This is a genomic window from Streptomyces sp. P17 (genome assembly GCF_032436805.1).
Classification (GTDB): Bacteria; Actinomycetota; Actinomycetes; order Streptomycetales; family Streptomycetaceae; genus Streptomyces.
Window position 1 is genome coordinate 28195 of the sequence record NZ_JAVRBF010000024.1, and the last position, 22182, is coordinate 50376.

Below are 22182 nucleotides of genomic sequence, written 5' to 3' on the forward strand. Positions count from 1 at the left end.
ACCGGAAGGATCTTATCGGGCGTCGAGCGCGTGTTCGCCCGCTTTCCGCATGGCGTCCAGCGGGGCCGGGGTGCGTCCCGTCATCTGCTCGACCTGGAGCACCGCCTGATGCACCAGCAGGTCGAGCCCGCTGACCACGGCCCCGCCGAACATGGACCAGCGGGCCGCGAGCGGGGTGGGCCAGGGGTCGTAGAGCACGTCGAACAGCGTGGCGGGACGCTCCGGTACGGCGGAGGCGAGCTCGTCGGTCGCACCGGCCGGAGTGGTCGCGATGACCAGGGGCGCGCGGAGCGCCTCGGCGGCGTCCGCCCACTCCGCCGTACGCACCTCGACGTCGAGCCGCTCGCCCCACTGCCGCATCTCCGCGGCACGGGCGGCGCTGCGGACGTAGGCGACGACCTCACCGGTGCAGATACGGGCGAGCGCGGCCAGGGCGGAGGACGCGGTGGCGCCGGCGCCCAGGATCGCCGCCGAGCCGACCTGCTCGATGCCGCGTTCGCGCAGGGCGGCGACCATGCCGGGGATGTCGGTGTTGTCGCCGACGCGGCGGCCGTCCTCGGTGAACACGACGGTGTTGACCGCCTCGACCGAGCGGGCCGTCTCGCTGATCTCGTCGAGCAGCGGGATGACCGCCCGCTTCAGCGGCATGGTCAGCGACAGTCCGGCCCACTCACGACCGAGCTCGGCGAAGAACCCGGGCAGTGCGGCCTCGTCCACCTCGAACCGGTCGTACGTCCAGCCCGCGAGCCCCAGCGCCTCGTACGCGGCGCGGTGCAGCACCGGCGACAGGGAGTGGGCGATGGGCGAACCGAGCACGGCGGCCCGACGGGCGTCTGGGCCCTGACCTGTCATTGCACCTGTCCTTGTGCCGTCAGTCGTTGTTCCGCGATGCGTTGAACTGCTCGACCAGCTTCTCGTGCTCGGCGAGCGTCTTGGTGAACTTGCTGGTCTTGCCGTCCAGCGAGATGAAGTAGTACCAGCCGTCGTCCGTCGGGTTGAGCGCGCCCTTGAGCGCCTGCTCACCGGGGTTGTCGATGGGGCCGGGCGGCAGTCCCTTGACGTAGTACGTGTTGTACGGGTTGTTGTACTGCCTGAGCTCGGCGATCGTCAGGTCGATCTTGCTCTGGTTCTTGATGTAGTTGTACGTGGAGTCGAACTCCAGAGAGCCGTAGGTCTCGGGGTTGCCGGGCTTGAGGCGGTTGTAGACGACCTCGGCCATCTTGCGGAAGTCGTCGTGGCTGGTGCCCTCGGCCTGCGCCAGGCTCGCCACGGTGAGCAGCTGCCACGGGTTGTCCAGGCCCAGGCCCTCGGCCTTCTTCTCCAGGCCGAGGGCCTCGTACTTCTCCGTGGCCCGTGCGACCATCTGCTTGAGGACCGCCTCGGGCTTCTGCCCCTTGGCCACCGGATAGCTGGACGGGTAGAGGAAGCCTTCCAGCGGGTCCTTGACGTTCTTGTGGTTGGTCGCCCACTCGGGGAGACCCAGGCTCTTCCACTCCTCGTCGGCGACCTTCGCCGTGGTGCCCTTGTCGAGTTCGAGACGCGCGTCGATCAGCTTGTAGACCGCGACGTTGCGGGTGCCCTCGGGGATGATCAGGTTGTTCTGGCTCTCCGGGCTGAGCATCATGTCGACCGCGTTGTCGGCCGACATCTCCTTCTCCAGCGTGTAGACCCCGGCCTGGATCGAGTTGCCCTTGGGGTTCTGCTGCTGAGCGGCCACGAACGCGTCGACGCTCTTGACCACACCCTTCGCCTTCAGCTCCTGGCCGATGGCATAGCCGCCCGCGCCCTTGGGGATCTCGACGGTCACCTGCTCGCCGTTGCCGCTTCCCGCGTAGTCCGGGGCGTCGCCGAAACGATCCTGGTAAAACTGGTACCCGACATATCCGACCCCGGCGATGCCTCCGCCGAACACCAGCAGCACCACCAGACAGGCGCATCCGCTACGGCGCTTCTTGCCGCCTTTGCCGCCCCGGCCCCGCCGGTCCCCGCGGCCGCGCCGGCGCCCCGGCTCGTCGTCGAAGTCGTCGTCATCGTCGCCGCCCGCGAAGAAGGCGTGCTCGCCCTGGTCGGGTCCCGGATCCCAGTCGGGACGCGGCTCCGGCTCGGCCCGGCGCCGGCTCGGCGGCTCCGGCGGCGGGTATGCCTCGGGCGTGCCGTAGGAGTCCGGCTGCTGCTCGCCGTAGGAGGCGGACTGCTGACCGTACGGGTCCGAGGGGTCGGTGTACTGAACATGCGCATGCGTGCCGGTGCCCCAGCCGCCGTCGTAGCCCTGCTGACCCTGCCCCTGGTAGTGCTGCTGCTGGTCGTACTGGTGCGGGTACTGCTGCTGCGGGTACTCCTGCTGCGCCTGACCGTATCCGGCCTGCTGGCCGGTGCCCCAGTCGCCGTACTGCGGCTGCTGCGGCTGCTCCGGATAGTGCTGCGGCTGGCCGCCGTGGGGGGACTGCTGGCCCGGCTGGGCCTGCTGTCCCTCCCATCCACCGTCCCCGTAATACGGGTCCTCGGGATGCCACGGTTCGGAGCCCCGGCCCCGGCCATACTCAGTCATCGATCCCCTAGAGCCGCGAGGCGGCGGTCGCGCAGCGTCCGGCCCGGCTTCCGTTCCGCCTCTCTTTGTGCGGCAGCTGTTCGAACACCGCCGCATCGCGCGGAACGTTACCGTATCGCGATCAGATGACCACTTCGACGCCCTCGCCGGGTGCTTTACCTGACACCCGTTCGGATTCCAGTGCCTGCTGGAGGATGATCACAGCGGCTGCCTGGTCAATGACCGATCTGCCCTTTTTCGACTTCACGCCCGAGGCGCGCAGTCCCTGACTGGCCGTCACCGTGGTCATCCGCTCGTCCACGAGCCGTACCGGAACCGGGGCGATGCCCTTCGCGAGCTCCTGGGCGAAGCCGCGGACCTTGACCGCGGCCGGGCCCTCGCCCCCCTTGAGGGAGCGCGGGAGCCCGACGACGACTTCGATCGGCTCGTACTCCTCGACCAGCTGCTTCAACCGGCGCTGAGCCGCGGGGACATCCCGGCCGGGGACCGTCTCCACCGGGGTGGCGAGGATCCCGTCGGGGTCGCACGAGGCGACCCCGATACGGGCGTCCCCGACGTCGATGGCGAGCCGACGTCCTCTGCGCATTACTTGGCCGTCTCCCCGACCAGGCGCTCCACGGCGTCCACGGCGTCGCCGATGGCGGCCGGGTTCTGGCCGCCGCCCTGGGCGACGTCCGGCTTGCCGCCACCGCCGCCGCCGAGGGTCTTGGCGGCCGTACGGACCAGGTCGCCGGCCTTCAGACCGCGCTCGCGGGCGGCCTCGTTGGTGGCGATGACCGTCAGCGGCTTGCCGTTGACCGTGGTGAAGAGGGCCACGACAGCGGCCCGGCCGCCCTGGATGCGGCCCCGCACATCGAGGACGAGCCTGCGCAGGTCGTCGGCGGTGGTGCCGTCCGGGACCTGGCCGGTCACCAGGGCGATACCGCGTACGTCCTTGGCGGACTCGGCGAGACCGGCGGCGGCCTGGAGGACCTTCTCCGCGCGGAACTTCTCGATCTCCTTCTCGGCGTCCTTCAGCTTGCCGAGCATGGCGGAGACCTTCTCCGGGAGCTCCTCCGGGCGGCCCTTGATCAGCTCCTGGAGCTGGGCGACGACGGTGTGCTCCCGGGCGAGGAAGTTGTAGGCGTCGACACCGACGAGGGCCTCGATACGGCGCACACCCGAGCCGATCGACGACTCGCCGAGCAGCTTGACCAGGCCGAGCTGGGCCGTGTTGTGCACGTGGGTGCCGCCGCACAGCTCCTTGGAGAAGTCGCCGATGGTCACGACGCGCACGCGCTCGCCGTACTTCTCGCCGAACTCGGCGATGGCGCCCTGCTTCTTGGCCTCGTCGATGCCCATGACATCGGCGCGGACGTCGAGGTCGCGGGCGAGCACCTCGTTGATCTGCTGCTCGACGTCGGTCATCACGGCCGTCGGAACGGCGGACGGCGAACCGAAGTCGAAGCGGAAACGGCCGGGCTGGTTCTCGGAACCGGCCTGGGCGGCCGTCGGGCCCAGGGCGTCGCGCAGGGCCTGGTGGGTCAGGTGGGTGGCCGAGTGGGCGCGGGCGATGGCCTTGCGGCGGAGGTTGTCGATCAAGGCCTGGGCCTTGGCGCCGACGGTGACCTCGCCGACCTGGACGACGCCCTTGTGGACGTACACACCCGGGACCGGCTTCTGGCAGTCGCGGACCTCGATGACGGCACCGGAGTCGACCTTGATCCGGCCGGTGTCGCCGATCTGGCCGCCGCCCTCGGCGTAGAACGGGGTGCGGTCGAGGACGATCTCGACCTCGTCGCCCTCGGTGGCGGCCGGGGAGGAGACGCCGTCGACGAGGATGCCGACGATCGTCGACTCGCCCTCGGTGTCGGTGTAGCCGATGAACTCGGTCTCACCGGCGCTGTCGGCGATCTCGCGGTAGGCGCCCATGTCGGCGTGGCCGGTCTTCTTGGCCTGGGCGTCGGCCTTGGCGCGCTCGCGCTGCTCCTTCATCAGGCGCCGGAAGCCGTCCTCGTCCACGGACAGGCCCTGTTCGGCGGCCATCTCCAGGGTGAGGTCGATCGGGAAACCCCAGGTGTCGTGGAGCAGGAACGCCTTGTCGCCGGCGAGCACGGTGCCACCGGCCTGCTTGGTCTCGGTGACGGCGGTGTCGAGGATGTTGGTGCCGGCCTTCAGCGTCTTGAGGAAGGCGTTCTCCTCGGCGACGGCGACCTTCTCGATGCGCTCGCGGTCGGTGACCAGCTCCGGGTACTGCTGGCCCATCATCGCGATGACGGTGTCCACGAGCTCCTTGACGACCGGACCCGTGGCGCCGAGCAGCCGCATGTTGCGGATGGCGCGGCGCATGATGCGGCGCAGGACGTAACCGCGGCCTTCGTTGCCCGGCGTGACGCCGTCGCCGATGAGCATCACGGCGGTGCGCATGTGGTCGGTGACCACGCGCAGGGAGACGTCGGAGCCGTGGGCGTCGCCGTAGGCCACACCGGTCAGCTCGGTGGCCTTCTTGATGACGGCCATGGAGGTGTCGATCTCGTACATGTTCTGCACGCCCTGCAGAATCATGGCGAGCCGCTCCAGGCCGAGCCCGGTGTCGATGTTCTTGCTCGGCAGGTCGCCGAGGATCTCGAAGCTCTCCTTGCCGGTGCCCTCGCCCCGCTCGTACTGCATGAAGACGAGGTTCCAGATCTCCACGTACCGCTCGTCGTTGGCGGCGGGACCGCCCTCGACGCCGAACTCGGGGCCGCGGTCGTAGTTGATCTCGGAGCAGGGGCCGCAGGGGCCGGGGACGCCCATGGACCAGTAGTTGTCCTTCATGCCGAGGCGCTGGATGCGCTCCTTCGGCACACCGACGACCTCGTGCCAGATGCGCTCGGCCTCGTCGTCGTCCTTGTAGACGGTGATCCAGAGCTTCTCCGGCTCCAGGCCGTAACCACCCTTGTCCTGGGGGCTGGTGAGCAGCTCCCAGGCGTACTTGATGGCGCCTTCCTTGAAGTAGTCACCGAAGGAGAAGTTGCCGCACATCTGGAAGAACGTGCCGTGCCGGGTGGTCTTGCCGACCTCTTCGATGTCCGGGGTGCGCACGCACTTCTGCACGCTGGTGGCGCGGTCGAAGGGCGGCTTGACCTCACCCAGGAAGTAGGGCTTGAAGGGAACCATGCCGGCGGGGACGAGGAGGAGAGTCGGGTCGTCCGCGATGAGCGACGCCGAAGGGACGACGGTGTGCCCGCGCTCCTCGAAGAAGCTCAGCCAGCGGCGGCGGATCTCAGCCGACTCCATCAGTGGTCCTCATTCCGGTTGTACGAATTCGTCTTGTACGTGTACGACGTGCTGTCGATGACGTACGTCTTCGGCTTGGTGCGGTTCTCGATCGCGGCATGCCGCCGCGGCGCGGGGAGTTCGGGGTCCGCGTTGATGCCCAACGCGTCCTCCAGCTCGGCCTCCCGCTGGGCCATGTTGTCGCGGACGTCGAGCGCGAAGCCCACCGCGCGGTCCTTGAGGCGGCTGCCGGCCTCAAGTGCCTTGTTGGCGGCCTGGGTGGCCAGGTGCTCGGGGGTCAGCTGCTTGATCTTGCGGTTGACCTTGGTGGTGGCCCATACACCGGCCGCGACACCTGTGGTGAACCAGAAGGTACGGCGGAACATCGCTGGATCAGCCCTTCTTCCGCTTGCTCCGCCGTGCGGCCGGAACCGTGCGGCCCACGATCACGGTACGTCGGGGTTCCTTGGCGGGCACGTCGTCCTTGCGGCCCGCGATGGCCCGGCGCACGCCGTAGCCGAAGGCCGCGACCTTGACCAGGGGGCCGCCGAAGGTGGAGGCCACCGTGGTCGACAGCGCGGAGGCGTTGGAGGTGACCTCCTGGACGTCGGAGGCGATGGCGTCGACCCGGTCGATCTGGGTCTGCGCCGAACGCACCGCCGAGGAGGCGTCCGCCAGGAGCGGGACGGCCTGATCGGTCACGTCCGCGACCAGCTTGGTGGTCGCCCTGAGCGTCTGGGCCAGCCTCACCAGTGCCACGGCGAGGAAGGAGACCAGGATCGCCCAGAACACCGCCACCAGGATCCCGGCCACCTCTCCACCGGACACTGTTGCACCCGCTCCCTGAAACGTGCCTCAACATCGAAAAGTCGTGAGGTCGAGCCTATCGCGCCGGGCGCGGGGCTCCGTACCGGATTACCGCCCGTGGGAGCGCCGAGTTGCGCGAAGCGATTGTACGGAGTGAATACGGTTCAGTACGCTCCGTATCCCATGCGAGATCGACAGCGTGAGGACACCACGGTGGCCGGCAATCTGCCCTTGGAGCTCGACGCGTTCGTCGGGCGTACGGCCGAACTCGCGGGGCTGGCCGAGGCGCTCGGCGGGACGCGTCTGGTGACGGTGACCGGAGTGGGCGGGGTGGGCAAGTCGCGGCTGGCGGCCCACGCGGCCGCCCGGTGCGCGCCGCCGGACGGGGTGTGGCGGGTGGAGCTGGCGCCGGTGCGGGATCCGGCGTTCGTCGACCACGCGGTGGTGGCGGCGCTGGGGCTCACCGACCACACCACCCGCCCGCCGCGCGAGACGCTCCTCGACCGGCTCGCCGAACGTCAACTCCTGCTGCTCCTGGACGGGTTCGAGCACCTGGTCGACGCCTGTGCCGAGCTGGTGACCGAACTGCTGGGACGGGCGCCGGGGCTGAAGGTCCTCGCCGTGGGCCGCCGCCCGCTCGCGGTGCCGGGCGAGAAGCTCTTCCCGCTGGCGCCGCTCGCCGAGGACGAGGCCGTCGAGTTGTTCGCGGACCGGGCCGCGCTGCACGGGGTGAAGGTCGCCGGCGAAGACGACGTACGGGAGCTGTGCCGGCGCCTCGACGGGATCCCGCTGGCGGTGGAGCTGGCGGCAGGGCGGCTGCGGGCGCTGTCGCCGGGGCAGTTGCTGGCCCGCCTCGACGACCGGTTCCGGCTGCTGACCCGGGGCGGAGGGGACGCGTCGTGGCGTCATCGGACGCTGCGGACGGCGATCGGCTGGAGCCATGAACTGTGCACGCCCGAGGAGCGGTTGCTGTGGGCGCGTCTTTCGGTGTTCGCCGGGCGGTTCGACCTGGAGGCCGTGGAGTACGTGTGCAGCGGGCACGGTCTGCACGCCGACGACGTCCTCGACGTGCTCTCGGAACTCCTCGCGCAGTCGGTGGTCTCCCGCGAGGAGACCGCGTCGGGTGTGCGCTACCGCATGCTGGACACGGTCCGCGCCTACGGCGCCGACTGGCTGGCGGCGACCGGTGACGCGGAGCGGCTGCGGCGCCGGCACCGCGACTGGTACCTGGGCCTTGCGACCTGGTGCGAGCTGGACTGGTTCTCGCCGCGCCAGACCGAGGTCGCCGCGCGCGTGGAGGCGGAGCTGCCGAATCTGCGCACCGCCCTGGGGCACTGTCTGTCCGAGCCCGACGAGGCACATCTGGGCCAGCTCCTCGCGGGCTCCCTGTGGTTCTACTGGGTCGGCTGCGGCCGCCTCTCGGAGGGCCGCCACTGGCTGGACCAGGCCGTCCGGCTGGACTCCGGCCATGAGCAGTCCCGGCTGAAGGCCCTGTGGGTGCTCGGTTATGTGGCGGTCCTCCAGGGCGACGCCGTGGCCGCGCTGGCCGCGCTGCACGAGTGCCGTGAGGAGGCGGAGCTGTCGGCGAACCCGACCGCGGCGGCCTACGCCGAGCACCGCACCGGTTGCCTTGCCCTGGTCAGCGACGACATGGCCCGTGCTGAAACGCTGCTGCGCTCGGCGCTGGCCCGCTACCAGGAGATCGGCGAGCTCAACAGCAACGTCCTCATGGGCCAGGTGGAGCTCGCGATGGCCCGGGCCTTCCAGGGCGATCTGACCGAGGCGGTACGGCTGTGCGAGGACGTGCGCCAGGTGTGCGAGGACCACGGCGAGCGCTGGGCGCGGTCGTACGCGCTGTATGTGCTGGCGTACGCGGCCTGGCGCGAGGGGGATCAGGGACGCGCGCGTGAGCTGCTGACGGACTGCCTGGCCGACGCCCACTCCTTCCACGACCTGCTGGGCTCGGTGCTCACGGTGGAACTGCTGGCCCTGGTCACGGCGGCCGACGGCGATCCGGCGGAGGCGGCGGTGCTGCAAGGGGCGGCCGGGCGGATGTGGCCGTCGGTGGGGCTGCCGCTGTTCGGCTCGGCGTACTACAACGCCCCGCACGAACTGTGCGAGGCCATGGCCCGGGAGCGGCTGGGCGACGAGCGGTACGAGGAGTGCGTACGGGCGGGTGCGCGGCTCGACCGGGAGGCGGCGGTGGACCGGGCACTGCGTCCCGGGCGGTCGGGGGCCAGGGCGCTGGAGGCGCTGCCCGCGCCGCGCGGGCCCGTGCGGCGCACCGAGGTCACCCTCGACATGCACGAACCCGCCGCCTCGCCCACCCGGAAGGGCGGGGAGACGGCGGGCTGACGCACAGGTGGTGCTACGTCCGCCGAAGGATCAACGGGCGTAGTACTCGACGACGAGCTGCTCGTCGCAGATCACCGGGATCTCCTTGCGGTTCGGCTCACGGTCCAGGCGGAACGCCAGGGCCTTGAGGTTCACCTGGAGGTAGCGCGGGGTCTCACCGTCGGGGGCGAAGCCGCCCTCACGGGCGATGGAGAAGAGGGTCTTCTCACGGCTGCGCTCACGGACCATCACGACGTCGTCGGGCTTGACGCGGAAGGACGGCTTGTCGACCTTCTGGCCGTTGACCTCGATGTGGCCGTGAACGACCATCTGACGGGCCTGGTAGATGGTGCGGGCGATGCCCGAACGCAGGACCAGGGCGTCGAGACGACGCTCCAGCTCGATGATCAGGGCCTCACCGGTCTTGCCCTGGACCTTCGAGGCACGCTCGTAGGCGCGGACGAGCTGGCGCTCGGACACGTCGTACTGCGCGCGCAGACGCTGCTTCTCCAGCAGACGGACCTTGTAGTCCGAGTTCTGCTTGCGGCCACGGCCGTGCTCACCCGGCGGGTAGGGACGGGCCTCGAAGTACTTGACGGCCTTCGGGGTCAGCGCGATGCCGAGGGCACGCGACTTCTTGACCTTGGGGCGGGACTGATTCGCCACTTGTTTCTCATTTCCTGGTTTTCGGCTTGTCAGGGTTGTGGGAGGTCGCATCCGCAGCCTGGGAGACCCCGCGGGTCCGGTCGGTCGGACCTGCTGGGCAGCCGCTCCCTGGTCTGGGCACATACGTGCAGCACGCGAGTGGCCCACCGACCGTTCCCGTCGTACGACGAGTGGTGGTGGGCTGCCCGCGACACCGTTCGACGGTGCGCGACGCTCCTGGAGCCGGTTCCTGAGAACCGGGTCTCCGGCTGACCGTCCCGTTCTGACTGCACGGGACACAGCACTCCGAGGGATTCTACAGGCTGCTCAGGACCGCTTGCGACCGAGGTGCTGCCTGGTCCACTCCACCGCGTCCGCGTACCGCGCCTCGGCGCCGTGCCGGGTCGGGGTGTAGTACTCGCGGTCCTTGAGGGCGTCCGGGGCGTACTGCTGCTCGGCGATGCCCTCGGCCAGGTCGTGCGGATACACATACCCCTGCGCGTGACCGAGCTTGGCGGCGCCCTTGTAGTGCCCGTCGCGCAGATGCGGCGGCACGGGCCCGGCCAGTCCCTTGCGCACGTCCTCCATGGCGGCGCCGATGGCGGTGGTCGCGGAGTTGGACTTCGGGGCCAGGGCGAGGGCGATGGTGGCGTGGCTGAGGGTGAGGGCGGCCTCCGGGAAGCCGATCATGGCGACGGCCTGGGCGGCGGCGACCGCGATGGGCAGGGCGTTCGGATCGGCGAGGCCGATGTCCTCGCTGGCCGAGATCATCAGGCGGCGGGCGATGAAGCGGGGGTCCTCGCCGGCCTCGATCATCCGGGCCAGGTAGTGCAGGGCCGCGTCGACGTCGGAGCCGCGGATGGACTTGATCAGGGCGCTGGCCACGTCGTAGTGCTGGTCGCCGTCGCGGTCGTACTTCACCGCCGCCCGGTCGACAGTCTCCTCCAGGGTCTGCAGCCCGATCTCCGACTCACCCTTGTCGAGGGCGGCCCCGGCGGCGGCCTCCAGGGCGGTGAGCGCGCGGCGGGCATCGCCGCCGGCGATGCGCAGCAGGTGGTCCTCGGTGTCCTCGGGGAGGGTGACGGCGTCCTTGAGGCCGCGCTCGTCGCTCAGCGCCCGCCGCAGCAGACCTCTGACGTCGTCGTCGGTGAGGGGTTCGAGGGTCAGCAGCAGGGAGCGGGACAGCAGCGGGGAGATGATCGAGAAGTACGGGTTCTCGGTGGTCGCCGCGATCAGGGTCACCCAGCGGTTCTCCACCGCCGGGAGCAGGGAGTCCTGCTGGGCCTTGCTGAAGCGGTGGATCTCGTCGAGGAAGAGGACGGTCTCCTTGCCGAAGCCGCCGGTGGCCCGGCGGGCGCCCTCGATGACCGCGCGGACCTCCTTGACCCCCGCGGTGATCGCGGACAGCTCCACGAACCGCTTGTTGGTGGCCTTGGAGACGACGTACGCGAGGGTCGTCTTGCCGGTGCCGGGCGGGCCCCAAAGGATCACCGAGGAGGGTCCGGCCGGGCCGCCGCCGGACTCGCCGACCAGTCTGCGCAGCGGTGAGCCCGGCTTCAGCAGGTGCTGCTGGCCCACCACCTCGTCGAGGGTGCGCGGGCGCATCCGAACAGCCAGGGGACTGGCCGTCGGGTCCTTCTCCTGGCGTTCTTCGGCTGCGGCGGTGAACAGGTCGGGCTCCACGCTGAAACCCTAATTCACCGCACTGACAATGCCCTCGGCGCTGTCAGCTGGTCCAGAAGTCCCACCAGCGGGTCATGATCAGGATGCCGATGACCCCGATGTGCAACACCGGCAGGACCCAGGTGAACTCGCTGAAGAAGCCCTTCAGCCAGCGCGGCCCGGGCAGGAAGCCGTTGCGCACGTTGAGCGAGGTCACGTACCAGAACATGATGATCGTCGCGACCCAGGCCAGCGAGCACCACAGGCACAGGGCGCCGATGCGGTACAGCGACTGGAACTGCAGCCAGGTGCAGAAGCCGATGCCGAAGAGGGTGCCGGCGTTGAAGGTGAGCCAGTACCAGCGCGGGAAGCGGGCGCGGGCGAGCAGGCTCACGCCGACGCCGATGACGATGCCGTAGGCGACGAGACCCAGCATCGGGTTGGGGAAGCCGAAGGCCGAGGCCTGGTCGCTCTCCATGACGCTGCCGCAGGAGACGACGGGGTTCAGGCTGCACCCGGGGACGAAGGTCTTTCCCTCGACCTTGGCCTCCAGCAGCTTGAACTTGTCGAGCGTGATGACCCACGCGGCGAGCAGTCCGGCGGCGCCGGTGATCACCAGCATCAGCGCGAACGCGCGACTGCCTCCCACCACCCGCGGCACGGCCTCCGCGCGCTCCGGCTCGGGTTCGGTGGAGACGTCGTTGACTGTGGTCTTGCTCATCACGCCGATTCCGTCTGCTTGAGAGTTGGACCTTCTTCGGGCAGGGGCCATTGTGCCGCACACAGACCTCTGTCCACCGTTCGGTGGACATAAGGAAGTACGCCCAGTCGTCCCTGAGCGTTCGATTCCGGCCGAGGTTCGAACGCATGACAGCACACGCGAACGACCTCGCCGTGGACGTACGGGGGCTGCGCAAGCAGTACGGCGACGTGACCGCGGTCGACGTCCGGGTCTTGGGCACGGATCCCGCGATGGGCACGCGTGCGTGGCGCTCATGTGTCGGAATCGTCTGGCAGGGCGAATCGGCGCCCGTCGAGTTGACGGTCCGCGAAACCGTCCGTCATTTCGCCCGCTACTACCCCAGGCCGCGCGACCCCGAGGAGGTCATCGGTCTGGTGGGCTGGAGGAGAAGGCGGGAAGCCGGATCAAGGCCCTGTCGGGCGGCCGGCGCCGACGGCTGAATGCGGCGCTGGGTGTGATCGGCGGCCCCGACCTGCTGCTCCTGGACGAGCCGACGACCGGCTTCGCCCCGGCGGCCCGGCGGCCCGGCGCCGGTTCTGGGACCTGATCCGCGCCCTCGCCGACGAGGGCATCACCATCCTCCTCACCACGCACTACCTGGAGGAGGCGGAGGCCTTGGCCGACCGTCTCGCCGTGGTGACCGCGGGCCGCATCGTCGCCGAGGGCCGCCCGGCCGCCCTGCGGGACCGGTACGGCACCGACGCCACCGTCGAGCGGACCGAGCCGGACGGCGCCCCGCGCACCGAGCGCACGCGGACCCCGACCCGCACGGTCGCCGAACTGATGCGCCGCTTCGACGGTGAGATCCCGGGGCTCAGCGTGAGCCGCCACTATCTGACTGCGGCGGCTGCGGGGGGCGTTCGTGGCGGTGGGCGTCATCAACCTCGTGCCGGTGCTGGGCTGGGCGCTGCTGTGGTGGCCCGGGGACGAAGCCGATATCCGCTGAAGGACCTGCCGCGCGGCGACCTCGCTCGGGCGGTACGGGCGGCCGCGCGCGGGGAGACGGTACTGGCGGCGCGGCTGGTGGACCAGCTGCGCACCAAGCCGGAGCGCCCTGGGCTGTCGGAGCGGGAGACGGCGGTACCGCGCCCGGTGGCGTAGGGCTGCACGAACGCGGAGATCGGGCGGCGGCTGTTCATCGGGGAGCCGACGGTGAAGACCCATCTGCTGCGGATCTTCGGGGAGTTGGGGGTGGACGACCGCACGGCGGCGGTCACCAGGGCCTGCGGCACGGGCTGCTCGACCCATGAGGAAGGCGCCGGACAGCTGCCCGGCGCCTTCGTGTCAGGCGGTCAGCCGAGCCTGGCCTCCAGCTCGGCCACGATCTCGTTCACGCCGATCGCCGTCTGCTCGCCGGACTCCATGTCCTTGAGCTGGACGACGCCTTCGGCGAGGTCGCGTTCGCCGGCGACGACCGTGTAGCGCGCCCCGCTGCGGTTGGCGTTCTTCATGGCGCCCTTGAGGCCCTTGGCGCCGTAGGAGAAGTCCGCGGCGATGCCCACCTTGCGCAGCTCGGTCACCTTGGCGAACAGGACCCGGCGGGCCTCCTCGCCCAGCGGGACCGCGAACACGCTGGTCAGGGAGGGGAGTTCGAGCTCCACGCTCTCCGCCTCCAGCGCGAGGACCGTGCGGTCGACGCCGAGGGCCCAGCCGACGGACGGCAGCGCGGGGCCGCCGATCATCTCGGAGAGACCGTCGTAGCGGCCGCCCCCGCCCACCGCGGACTGGGAGCCCAGACCGTCGTGGACGAACTCGAACGTCGTACGGGTGTAGTAGTCCAGGCCGCGGACCAGCTTGGGGTCGTCCTCGAAGACGACGCCGGCGGCCGTGATCAGCTCGCGGACCTCCTCGTGGTACGCCTTGCAGGCGTCGCAGAGGTAGTCGCGCAGCAGCGGCGCGTCCCCGAGCTGCTTCTGGACCGACTCGCGCTTGTCGTCCAGGACGCGCAGCGGGTTGATCTCCGCGCGGCTCAGGGTGTCCTCGTCCAGGTCCAGGCCGCGCAGGAAATCCTGGAGCGCGGCGCGGTAGACCGGGCGGCACTCCTTGTCGCCCAGGCTGTTGAGCAGGATGCGGAAGTCGCTCAGGCCCAGCGAGCGGTACGCCTGGTCGGCCAGGATGATCAACTCGGCGTCCAGCGCCGGGTCCTCGGCCCCGATCGCCTCGGCGCCGACCTGGGAGAAGTGCCTGTAGCGGCCCTTCTGGGGGCGCTCGTAGCGGTAGTACGAGCCGGAGTACCAGAGCTTGACCGGCAGGTTGCCCGCCTTGTGCAGGTTGGCCTCCAGCGCGGCGCGCAGCACGGACGCCGTGCCCTCGGGGCGCAGGGCCAGCTTGTCGCCGCCCTTGGTCTCGAAGGCGTACATCTCCTTGGTCACGATGTCGGTGGACTCACCGACACCGCGTGCGAACAGCTCGACGTTCTCGAAGCCGGGCGTCTCGATGTAGCCGTAGCCGGAGTTGCGCAGCGGGGCGGCGATGGCCTCGCGGACGGCAAGGAACTTGGCGCTGTCCGGCGGGATCAGGTCGTAGGTGCCCTTGGGGGCCTTGAAGGTGCTCACGGAAGGTCTCTCGTCACATTCCTCGTCGGGGAGCCCGCTGGGCTGCGCCGCGATCTTGGCGGCCGGCGGCCACCCGCCGCAGATACGGGTTGGTGGCGCGCTCCTGGCCGATGGTCGTCTGGGGGCCGTGGCCGGACAGCACCACGGTCGAGTCGTCGAGCGGCAGGCACACGCGGGCCAGCGAGTCGAGGATCTCGGCCATGTCACCGCCGGGCAGGTCGGTGCGTCCGATGGAGCCGGCGAACAGCAGGTCGCCCGAGAACAGGATCGGCGGGATGTCCGCCGCCTCGGGCAGGCCGAAGGTCACCGACCCCTTGGTATGGCCCGGCGCATGGGCGACGGTGAGCTCCATCCCCGCCAGCTCCAGCTTCGCGCCGTCGGTCAGCTCCTTGACGTCGTCCGGCTCCCCCACGGTCAGCTCGCCCATCAGCGGCATCCCGATGGAACGGCCGAGCGCCTTCTCGGGGTCGTTCATCATGTACCGGTCCTCGGGGTGGATCCAGGCCGGTACGTCGTGCGCGCCGCACACGGGGACGACCGAGGCCACATGGTCGAGGTGGCCATGGGTGAGGACGACGGCGACGGGCTTGAGCCGATGCTTCTTCAGTGCTTCCTCGACTCCGGGGGCCGCCTGGTGGCCCGGGTCGATGATCACGCACTCCTCACCGGCGGCGGGGGCGACGAGATAGCAGTTCGTCCCCCAGGCCCCGGCGGGGAACCCGGCAATGAGCACGATCGTCCTTCGTTGTGTCGGTTTTGGTGACAAGTCGGTGGGCTGCGCCTGAGGTCAGAGCCTACCGGCGCTGCCGATTCCTCAGCGAACCCATATACGGTACGGGGCACACGCAGAGGGTCGGCCCACCGGACGCACTCGTACCGGTCGACGCATTCAGACGCTTGAGGAGACAACCCCGTGGTCAGCCAGGAACAGCGGCGGCGTCAGCTCGCCCGGGAGAAGTTCTTGCGGCAGCAGCAGCGGCGTACGGACGCGCGGCGCAAGTCACGCACGCGCAACGCGGTGATCGCGTCCGCGCTCGGCGTCGTCATCATCGGCAGCGTCGGGCTCTATACGGCCGGCGCCTTCGAAGGGGACGACGGCAAGTCGAACGCGGGCGCCGAGGTCACCCCGAGCGCGCCGCCGACCAGCAAGGCCCCGGACCCGTGCAAGAAGCCGGCCGCGGGCAAGGTCGAGACCATGAGCTGGAAGAAGGAGCCGGCCATGACCATCGACAAGTCCGCGGACTACACGATGAAGCTGGACACCACGTGCGGCGAGATCGACATAGCGCTCAAGGCGTCGGCCGCCCCGCGCACGGTCAACTCGTTCAACTTCCTCGTGAACAAGGGCTACCTCGACCGCACCAAGTGCCACCGGCTGGTCGACAGCGGCATCTTCGTGCTCCAGTGCGGCGACCCGACGGGCACCGGCACCGGCGGTCCCGGCTACACGATCCCGGACGAGAACCTCAAGGACAAGAGCCTCAAGGGCAACACGTACCCGGCGGGAACGGTTGCGATGGCGAACCAGTTCAACGCCCAGACCGGTGAGGGCAAGGACTCCGGCGGCAGCCAGTTCTTCCTCGTCTACCAGGACAGCCCGCTGCCGGCCAACTACACACCGTTCGGCACGGTGTCGGAGGCCGGCATGAAGGTCCTCAAGAAGGTCGCGGCCGCTGGAGCGCAGGCCGCGGACCCCACGACGGGCAACACGGCGCCCAACGCGACCGTGGTGATCAACAAGGCAACTGTCACCAAATCCTGACCCCCCAACTGCGAAATTTCGGTCGCGCGGGATGCGGACAGGCAACCCGCCGGTCGCCTATGTTGGCCGTGACGAAACTGTGGACGATGCCCGGGGGCGCTGAAGCCCCACGCAGGCATCATGTGGAGGAGGCGCTGTGAGCAGCGACCCGTGGGGCCGCGTCGACGAGACGGGGACCGTGTACGTGCGTACGGCCGACGGCGAGCAGGTCGTCGGTTCCTGGCAGGCCGGCTCCCCCGAGGAAGCGTTGGCCTACTTCGAGCGCAAGTACGAAGGCCTGGTTGTCGAGATCGGCCTCCTCGAGAAGCGAGTGAAGACCACCGACCTGTCCGCGAAGGACGCGCAGGTCGCGATCGACCACATCCGCGAGCAGGTCGACGCGCATCACGCGGTCGGTGACCTGGACGCGCTGCGGCAGCGTCTGGACAAGCTCGTGGAGACCGTCGAGAAGCGGCGGGAGGAGCGCAAGCAGCAGCGCGCGAAGCAGTCCGACGAGGCGCGGCACGCCAAGGAGGCGCTGGTCGCCGAGGCCGAGGAGCTGGCGCAGTCCGACCAGTGGCGGGCGGCCGGTGAGCGGCTGCGGTCGCTGGTGGACACCTGGAAGGGGCTGCCGCGTCTCGACCGCAAGTCGGACGACGAGCTGTGGCACCGCTTCTCGCACGCGCGCTCGGCGTTCTCCAAGCGGCGCAAGGCGCACTTCGCGGCCCTGGACGCGCAGCGCGAGGAGGCCCGTAAGACCAAGGAGCGGCTGGTCGCCGAGGCCGAGTCGCTGTCCGGGTCGACGGACTGGGGTCCGACGGCGGCGCGCTACCGCGAGCTGATGGCGGAGTGGAAGGCCGCGGGCCGCGCCCAGCGCGAGCACGAGGACGACCTGTGGAACCGCTTCCGCGGCGCCCAGGACGTGTTCTTCGCCGCGCGCAGCTCGGTCTTCGCCGAACGGGACGCCGAGCAGTCCGAGAACCTGAAGCTCAAGGAGGAGCTGGCCCATGAGGCCGAGAAGATCCTCCCGGTGACGGACCTGAAGGCCGCCCGTGCCGCGTTCCGCCAGATCAACGAGCGCTGGGAGGCCATCGGCCATGTGCCGCGGGACGCCCGGCCGAAGGTCGAGGGCCGGATGCACGCCGTAGAGCGGGCCATCCAGGAGGCCGAGGAGGCCGAGTGGCGCCGGACCAACCCGGAGGCACGCGCGCGTGCCGAGGGTCTGACCGGCCAGCTCCAGGCGGCCGTGGACAAGCTCCACCAGCAGATCGAGCAGGCGCGCGCCCAGGGCAACAACGCCAAGGCGGACAAGCTGGAGCGTGAGCTGGAGGGCCGCCAGGCCCTGCTGGGCCAGGCCCTGAAGGGCCTCCAGGAGTTCGGCGGCTGACCGGCACGCTCGGCATGAGAAGGGGCTCCCCGAGGGGAGCCCCTTTTCGTGCTCGTACGGCGGTTACGCCCGGCTGCGCGCCGAGGTCACCCGGTAGACGTCGTAGACGCCCTCGACGCCCCGGACCGCCTTCAGGACGTGCCCGAGGTGCTTCGGGTCGCCCATCTCGAACGTGAAGCGGGAGGTGGCGACACGGTCGCGGGAGGTCTGTACGGCCGCGGAGAGGATGTTGACGTGCTGGTCGGACAGGACGCGGGTGACGTCCGACAGCAGCCGGGAGCGGTCCAGGGCCTCGACCTGGATGGCGACCAGGAAGACCGAGGACTGGGTGGGCGCCCACTCGACCTCAAGGATGCGCTCGGGCTCGCGGGACAGTGACTCCACGTTGACGCAGTCACTGCGGTGAACCGATACGCCACTACCCCGGGTGACGAAGCCGATGATCGGGTCGCCGGGGACGGGCGTACAGCAGCGGGCGAGCTTGACCCACACATCGTCGACGCCCTTGACCACGACGCCCGGGTCCTGGCTGCTGCGCCGCTTGCGGCTGCGGCCACGGGCCGACGGGACCGACTCGTCGATCTCCTCGGTGGCCGCCTCCTCGCCGCCGAGGGCCTGCACCAGCTTCTGTACGACGTTCTGCGCGGCCACATGGCCCTCGCCGATCGCCGCGTACAGCGAGGAGATGTCGGGGTAGCGCATCTCGTGCGCGAGGGTGACGAGGGAGTCGCCGGTGAGGATGCGCTGGATCGGCAGGTTCTGCTTGCGCATCGCGCGGGCGATGGCGTCCTTGCCCTGCTCGATGGCCTCGTCGCGGCGCTCCTTGGAGAACCAGGCCCGGATCTTGTTGCGGGCGCGCGGCGACTTCACAAAGCCGAGCCAGTCGCGGGAGGGGCCCGCGCCGGCTGCCTTGGAGGTGAAGACCTCCACCAAGTCGCCGTTGTCCAGGGTGGATTCGAGCGGTACGAGACGGCCGTTGACCCGCGCGCCTATGGTGCGGTGGCCGACCTCGGTGTGGACGGCGTAGGCGAAGTCCACCGGAGTGGCACCCGCCGGGAGCGCTATGACGTCGCCCTTGGGGGTGAAGACGAAGACCTCGTTGCGGGACAGGTCGAAGCGCAGGGACTCCAGGAACTCGCCCGGGTCCTCGGTCTCCTTCTGCCAGTCCAGCAACTGGCGCAGCCACGCCATGTCGTTGAGGTGGTCGTCCTTGCCCTTGCCGGCCTTCGGCACGTCGGTGCGCACCTTGGAGGCGCCGGCGACGGCCTCCTGCTTGTACTTCCAGTGCGCGGCGATGCCGTACTCGGCGCGGCGGTGCATGTCGAAGGTGCGGATCTGCAGCTCGACGGGCTTGCCGTTGGGGCCGATGACCGTCGTGTGCAGTGACTGGTACATGTTAAACTTGGGCATCGCGATGTAGTCCTTGAACCGCCCCGGAACCGGGTTCCAGCGGGCGTGGACGGTGCCCAGAGCCGCGTAGCAGTCGCGGACGGTGTCCACCAGGACGCGGATGCCCACCAGGTCGTAGATCTCCGCGAAGTCACGGCCGCGGACGATCATCTTCTGGTAGACGCTGTAGTAGTGCTTCGGGCGGCCGGTGACGGTGGCCTTGATGCGGGCGGCGCGCAGATCCTGCTGGACCTCGTCGGTCACTATGGCCAGGTACTCGTCACGCTTGGGTGCTCTTTCGGCCACCAGCCGGACGATCTCGTCGTACATCTTGGGGTAGAGGATCGCGAAGGCGAGGTCCTCCAGTTCCCACTTGATGGTGTTCATGCCCAGGCGATGGGCGAGCGGCGCGTAGATCTCCAGGGTCTCGCGCGCCTTCTTCTCCTGCTTCTCGCGCTTGAGGTAGCGCATGGTGCGCATGTTGTGCAGACGGTCGGCGAGCTTGATGACCAGGACGCGCGGGTCCTTGGCCATGGCGACGACCATCTTGCGCACGGTCTCGGCCTGCGCGGCCTCGCCGAACTTGACCTTGTCCAGCTTGGTGACGCCGTCGACGAGCAGGGCCACGGAGTCGCCGAAGTCACGGCGGAGCTGGTCGAGGCCGTACTCGGTGTCCTCGACCGTGTCGTGCAGCAGGCCCGCCATGAGTGTGGCCGGGTCCATGCCGAGCTCGGCGAGGATGGTGGTGACGGCGAGCGGGTGCGTGATGTACGGGTCGCCGCTCTTGCGCTTCTGGCCGCGGTGCCAGCGCTCGGCGACCTGGTAGGCCTTCTCGATCTGGCGGAGCGTGGCCGTCTCGATCTTCGGGTCGTTGCTGCGCACTATCCGCAGCAGCGGCTCCAGGACCGGGTTGTAGGGGTTGGAGCGCTGGACGCCGAGGCGGGCCAGGCGGGCGCGGACGCGGTTGGAGGAGCCGGTGCGGGGCGGCTGGCCGGTGTTGGGGCGGACCGCGGGGGTCGAGGGGCGCTCGGGCGGGGCCGGCTTGGGGCGCGACTGGTCGGCCGACTTGTCGACGGGCGCGGACTGGGCGTGCTCGACCGGCCCATGCGCGTCGTTCTTCGCGTTCGGCGTCTTCGGCGCGGGCTTGTCCGCGGGGCCCGAGGCGGAGTCGGGCTTGGCGGCGGTCAGGTGCTGGGCCTCGTCTGGCAAGAGGACTCCTCGTGCGCGATCCGGGTCCCCCGGTCAGGCTCCGGAGACCCCATGGTAGCGATCCTGCGCCCCAGGATCGCCTTCAGGCCGATGTGAGGGCCTTATACGGAAGAAACACAAGGGGCGGGCCCGGGATTCCTCGGCGGTGTCCTTCGGGTGTCCGACGGCTTTCGAGGGCCTCGCGTACGGGTGTCCCGCAGTGGTGCGCCCGGACATGCGCGCGGGGCGCACGCCTCCCTTCCGGGAAGGTGCGCCCCGCGTCCGTGGGTCTCGTTCAGATCTTGAGCAGAGCCTCCAGAGGGGCTCCGTCGAGGGCCGGTGCCAGCCGGGCACGGCCGCCGAGGAAGCCGAGCTCCATCAGCACGGCGAGGCCGGCGACCTCGGCGCCCGCCCTGCGGATGAGCTGGATCGAGGCCTCCGCGGTGCCGCCGGTGGCGAGGACGTCGTCGACGACCAGGACACGGTCCTCGGCGACGAGGTCCTCGGCGTGCACCTCGATCTCCGCGGAGCCGTACTCCAGGTCGTAGGCCTGGCTGAGGGTGGCTCCGGGAAGCTTGCCCGCCTTGCGCACCGGGATGAAGCCGAGTCCGGCGCGGACGGCGACGGGGGCGCCGAGGATGAAGCCACGGGCCTCCAGACCGACGACCTTGGTGGCGCCGGTGCGCTCGGCGATCTGCGCGAGGGCGTCGGTGAGCGCGGTGAACGCGGCCGGGTCCGCGAGCAGCGGGGTGATGTCCTTGAACATCACGCCCGGCTCCGGGTAGTCGGCCACATCACGGATGCGGCTGAGCAGCAGCTCCTCGATGTCGGTCATCGGCGCTTCCCCGAGGGTCGGCCACGGCCCCGGGTGCGGGACGCGGGCTGGTTGCGGGGGCCGACGACCGCGGGCGCGGCGTCGTCCGGCTCGTCGTCGAGGGGCTCGTCGACGGGGCCGGCGTCCAGGGTCTCGCCCCTGGCCGCGGCCTGGGCGCGCTTGGCGAGTACGCGCTTGCGCAGCGCCTTCATCTGCGGCTCGCGCTCCTTGAGGTCGGCGACGAGCGGGGTGGCGATGAAGATCGAGGAGTACGCACCGGCGGCGAGGCCGACGAACAGCGACAGCGAGATGTCGTTCAGCATGCCGGCGCCGAGGAAACCGCCACCGATGAACAGCAGGCCCGCCACCGGCAGCAGCGCGACCACCGTGGTGTTGACGGAACGGACCAGGGTGCTGTTGATCGAACGGTTGGCGACATCGCTGTAGGTCCAGCGCGTCTGTTTGGTGATGTCCTTCGTCTGCTCCTTGAGGCTGTCGAAGACGACCACCGTGTCGTAGAGCGAATAACCGAGGATGGTCAGCAGACCGATCACCGTACCCGGGGTGACCTCGAAGCCCACGAGGGCGTAGATGCCGACCGTGATGGTGATGTCGTGGATCAGGGCGACGAACGCGGCGACCGCCATGCGCCACTCGAAGGCGATCGCCAGATAGATCACCACAAGGACCAGGAAGATCCCGAGTCCCTGCCAGGCCTTGTTGGCGATCTGCTCACCCCAGCTGGGGCCGACCAGCTCGCCGGTGACGTCGTTCTCGTCGACCTTCAGGTCCTTGGCGAGCTCCGCGGAGACCTTGTCGGCCGCGCTGGTGTCGATGCCCGCGACCTGGATGCGCAGCTTGCCGTCGCCGAGCTTCTGGACGATCGCGTCGTGGCCGGAGGCCTTTTCCGCGTACTCCTGCGCCTGGGAGACCGAGACGGAGGTCTTCGGGGTGGTGAAGACCGCGCCGCCCTGGAACTCGATGCCCATGTTCAGGCCGCGCACCGCGAGGCCCACGATCGCCGTGATGGTGATCAGGATGGACAGGCCGTACCACAGCTTGCGGTTGCCGACGAAGTCGTAGCCGACCTCGCCACGGTGCAGTCGGGCGCCGAGGGTGCCGAGCTTCGACAT

17 protein-coding genes and 2 pseudogenes are annotated in these 22182 nt (G+C 69.9%); 5 read left to right on the forward strand and 14 right to left on the reverse strand.

Translation table 11 applies throughout. The annotated features are described in order from the left end of the window. Window positions 1–12: 12 nt before the first annotated feature. The 6 genes from RMT89_RS17325 to RMT89_RS17350 form a co-directional block, all read right to left on the reverse strand. A complete protein-coding gene (locus RMT89_RS17325; RefSeq protein WP_315884654.1) occupies window positions 13–852 on the reverse strand; it encodes a shikimate dehydrogenase in 840 nt (279 codons plus the stop codon). Between the two features lie 19 nt (window positions 853–871). After that, window positions 872–2548 (reverse strand): endolytic transglycosylase MltG, encoded by a 1677-nt coding sequence (gene mltG, locus RMT89_RS17330; protein WP_315884655.1) that lies wholly within the window; start codon window positions 2546–2548, stop codon window positions 872–874. 121 nt (window positions 2549–2669) lie between these two features. Next, on the reverse strand, window positions 2670–3134 hold the full coding sequence (gene ruvX, locus RMT89_RS17335) for a Holliday junction resolvase RuvX (RefSeq protein WP_015661798.1): 465 nt from the start codon (window positions 3132–3134) through the stop codon (window positions 2670–2672). Then, entirely contained in the window at window positions 3134–5806 is a 2673-nt protein-coding gene (alaS, locus tag RMT89_RS17340; protein ID WP_315884656.1) for an alanine--tRNA ligase, read from the reverse strand. The genes ruvX and alaS overlap by 1 nt, the downstream gene beginning before the upstream one ends. After that, window positions 5806–6171, reverse strand: coding sequence for a hypothetical protein (locus tag RMT89_RS17345; RefSeq protein WP_315884657.1), 366 nt, complete (start codon window positions 6169–6171; stop codon window positions 5806–5808). The genes alaS and RMT89_RS17345 overlap by 1 nt, the downstream gene beginning before the upstream one ends. Before the next feature lie 7 nt (window positions 6172–6178). Continuing rightward, window positions 6179–6613 carry a DUF948 domain-containing protein gene (locus tag RMT89_RS17350; protein WP_315884658.1) on the reverse strand — a complete coding sequence of 145 codons (435 nt, stop codon included), beginning with the start codon at window positions 6611–6613 and terminating at the stop codon, window positions 6179–6181. 162 nt (window positions 6614–6775) lie between these two features. Here RMT89_RS17350 and RMT89_RS17355 point away from each other — a divergent pair, with 162 nt between their 5' ends. Beyond that, a complete protein-coding gene (locus RMT89_RS17355; protein WP_315884659.1) occupies window positions 6776–8947 on the forward strand; it encodes an AAA family ATPase in 2172 nt (723 codons plus the stop codon). A 30-nt stretch (window positions 8948–8977) separates the two neighbouring features. On the opposite strand, the gene rpsD is transcribed toward RMT89_RS17355, so the two are convergent. The 3 genes from rpsD to RMT89_RS17370 all read right to left on the reverse strand — a co-directional run bounded on the left by rpsD (window position 8978) and on the right by RMT89_RS17370 (window position 11954). Next, window positions 8978–9592: a 30S ribosomal protein S4 gene (gene rpsD, locus RMT89_RS17360; protein WP_019758012.1), complete on the reverse strand. Its 615-nt coding sequence runs from the start codon at window positions 9590–9592 to the stop codon at window positions 8978–8980. Window positions 9593–9898: 306 nt separating this feature from the next. Then, a complete protein-coding gene (locus RMT89_RS17365; protein ID WP_315884660.1) occupies window positions 9899–11254 on the reverse strand; it encodes a replication-associated recombination protein A in 1356 nt (451 codons plus the stop codon). Window positions 11255–11297: 43 nt separating this feature from the next. Continuing rightward, window positions 11298–11954, reverse strand: a complete 657-nt coding sequence (locus RMT89_RS17370) for a vitamin K epoxide reductase family protein (RefSeq protein ID WP_315884661.1) — start codon at window positions 11952–11954, stop codon at window positions 11298–11300. A gap of 146 nt (window positions 11955–12100) precedes the next feature. On the opposite strand from RMT89_RS17370, the pseudogene RMT89_RS17375 reads away from it, so the two are divergent. Together RMT89_RS17375 and RMT89_RS17380 are read left to right on the forward strand one after the other, a co-directional pair. After that, window positions 12101–12803, forward strand: a pseudogene (locus tag RMT89_RS17375) (ABC transporter ATP-binding protein); the annotation flags it as partial. 105 nt (window positions 12804–12908) lie between these two features. Continuing rightward, window positions 12909–13225: pseudogene (locus RMT89_RS17380) on the forward strand (LuxR C-terminal-related transcriptional regulator); the annotation flags it as partial. Window positions 13226–13267: 42 nt separating this feature from the next. Here the strand turns inward: RMT89_RS17380 and hisS are convergent. Both hisS and RMT89_RS17390 read right to left on the reverse strand, forming a co-directional pair. Then, complete coding sequence (hisS, locus tag RMT89_RS17385) at window positions 13268–14530, reverse strand: histidine--tRNA ligase (protein WP_315884662.1); 1263 nt, start codon at window positions 14528–14530, stop codon at window positions 13268–13270. 13 nt (window positions 14531–14543) lie between these two features. Next, a complete protein-coding gene (locus RMT89_RS17390; protein ID WP_315884663.1) occupies window positions 14544–15263 on the reverse strand; it encodes an MBL fold metallo-hydrolase in 720 nt (239 codons plus the stop codon). Between the two features lie 180 nt (window positions 15264–15443). Here RMT89_RS17390 and RMT89_RS17395 point away from each other — a divergent pair, with 180 nt between their 5' ends. Next, a complete protein-coding gene (locus RMT89_RS17395) occupies window positions 15444–16292 on the forward strand; it encodes a peptidylprolyl isomerase (RefSeq protein WP_315884664.1) in 849 nt (282 codons plus the stop codon). Between the two features lie 136 nt (window positions 16293–16428). Further along, window positions 16429–17658, forward strand: coding sequence for a DUF349 domain-containing protein (locus RMT89_RS17400; protein ID WP_315884665.1), 1230 nt, complete (start codon window positions 16429–16431; stop codon window positions 17656–17658). 63 nt (window positions 17659–17721) lie between these two features. Here the strand turns inward: RMT89_RS17400 and RMT89_RS17405 are convergent, their stop codons facing one another. The 3 genes from RMT89_RS17405 to secF form a co-directional block, all read right to left on the reverse strand. Continuing rightward, complete coding sequence (locus RMT89_RS17405) at window positions 17722–20256, reverse strand: RelA/SpoT family protein (protein WP_315884666.1); 2535 nt, start codon at window positions 20254–20256, stop codon at window positions 17722–17724. 274 nt (window positions 20257–20530) lie between these two features. Beyond that, window positions 20531–21070 (reverse strand): adenine phosphoribosyltransferase, encoded by a 540-nt coding sequence (locus RMT89_RS17410; protein ID WP_315884667.1) that lies wholly within the window; start codon window positions 21068–21070, stop codon window positions 20531–20533. After that, window positions 21067–22182 carry a protein translocase subunit SecF gene (gene secF / locus RMT89_RS17415; protein ID WP_315884668.1) on the reverse strand — a complete coding sequence of 372 codons (1116 nt, stop codon included), beginning with the start codon at window positions 22180–22182 and terminating at the stop codon, window positions 21067–21069. The genes RMT89_RS17410 and secF overlap by 4 nt, the downstream gene beginning before the upstream one ends.

Bases quoted from the DNA above. Each gene is read 5' to 3' on its own strand.
- RMT89_RS17325 (WP_315884654.1), bottom strand. From the start codon at position 852: ATGACAGGTCAGGGCCCAGACGCCCGTCGGGCCGCCGTGCTCGGTTCG.
- mltG (WP_315884655.1), bottom strand. From the start codon at position 2,548: ATGACTGAGTATGGCCGGGGCCGGGGCTCCGAACCGTGGCATCCCGAG.
- ruvX (WP_015661798.1), bottom strand. From the start codon at position 3,134: ATGCGCAGAGGACGTCGGCTCGCCATCGACGTCGGGGACGCCCGTATC.
- alaS (WP_315884656.1), bottom strand. From the start codon at position 5,806: ATGGAGTCGGCTGAGATCCGCCGCCGCTGGCTGAGCTTCTTCGAGGAG.
- RMT89_RS17345 (WP_315884657.1), bottom strand. From the start codon at position 6,171: ATGTTCCGCCGTACCTTCTGGTTCACCACAGGTGTCGCGGCCGGTGTA.
- RMT89_RS17355 (WP_315884659.1), top strand. From the start codon at position 6,776: ATGCGAGATCGACAGCGTGAGGACACCACGGTGGCCGGCAATCTGCCC.
- RMT89_RS17370 (WP_315884661.1), bottom strand. From the start codon at position 11,954: ATGAGCAAGACCACAGTCAACGACGTCTCCACCGAACCCGAGCCGGAG.
- RMT89_RS17410 (WP_315884667.1), bottom strand. From the start codon at position 21,070: ATGACCGACATCGAGGAGCTGCTGCTCAGCCGCATCCGTGATGTGGCC.
- secF (WP_315884668.1), bottom strand. From the start codon at position 22,182: ATGTCGAAGCTCGGCACCCTCGGCGCCCGACTGCACCGTGGCGAGGTC.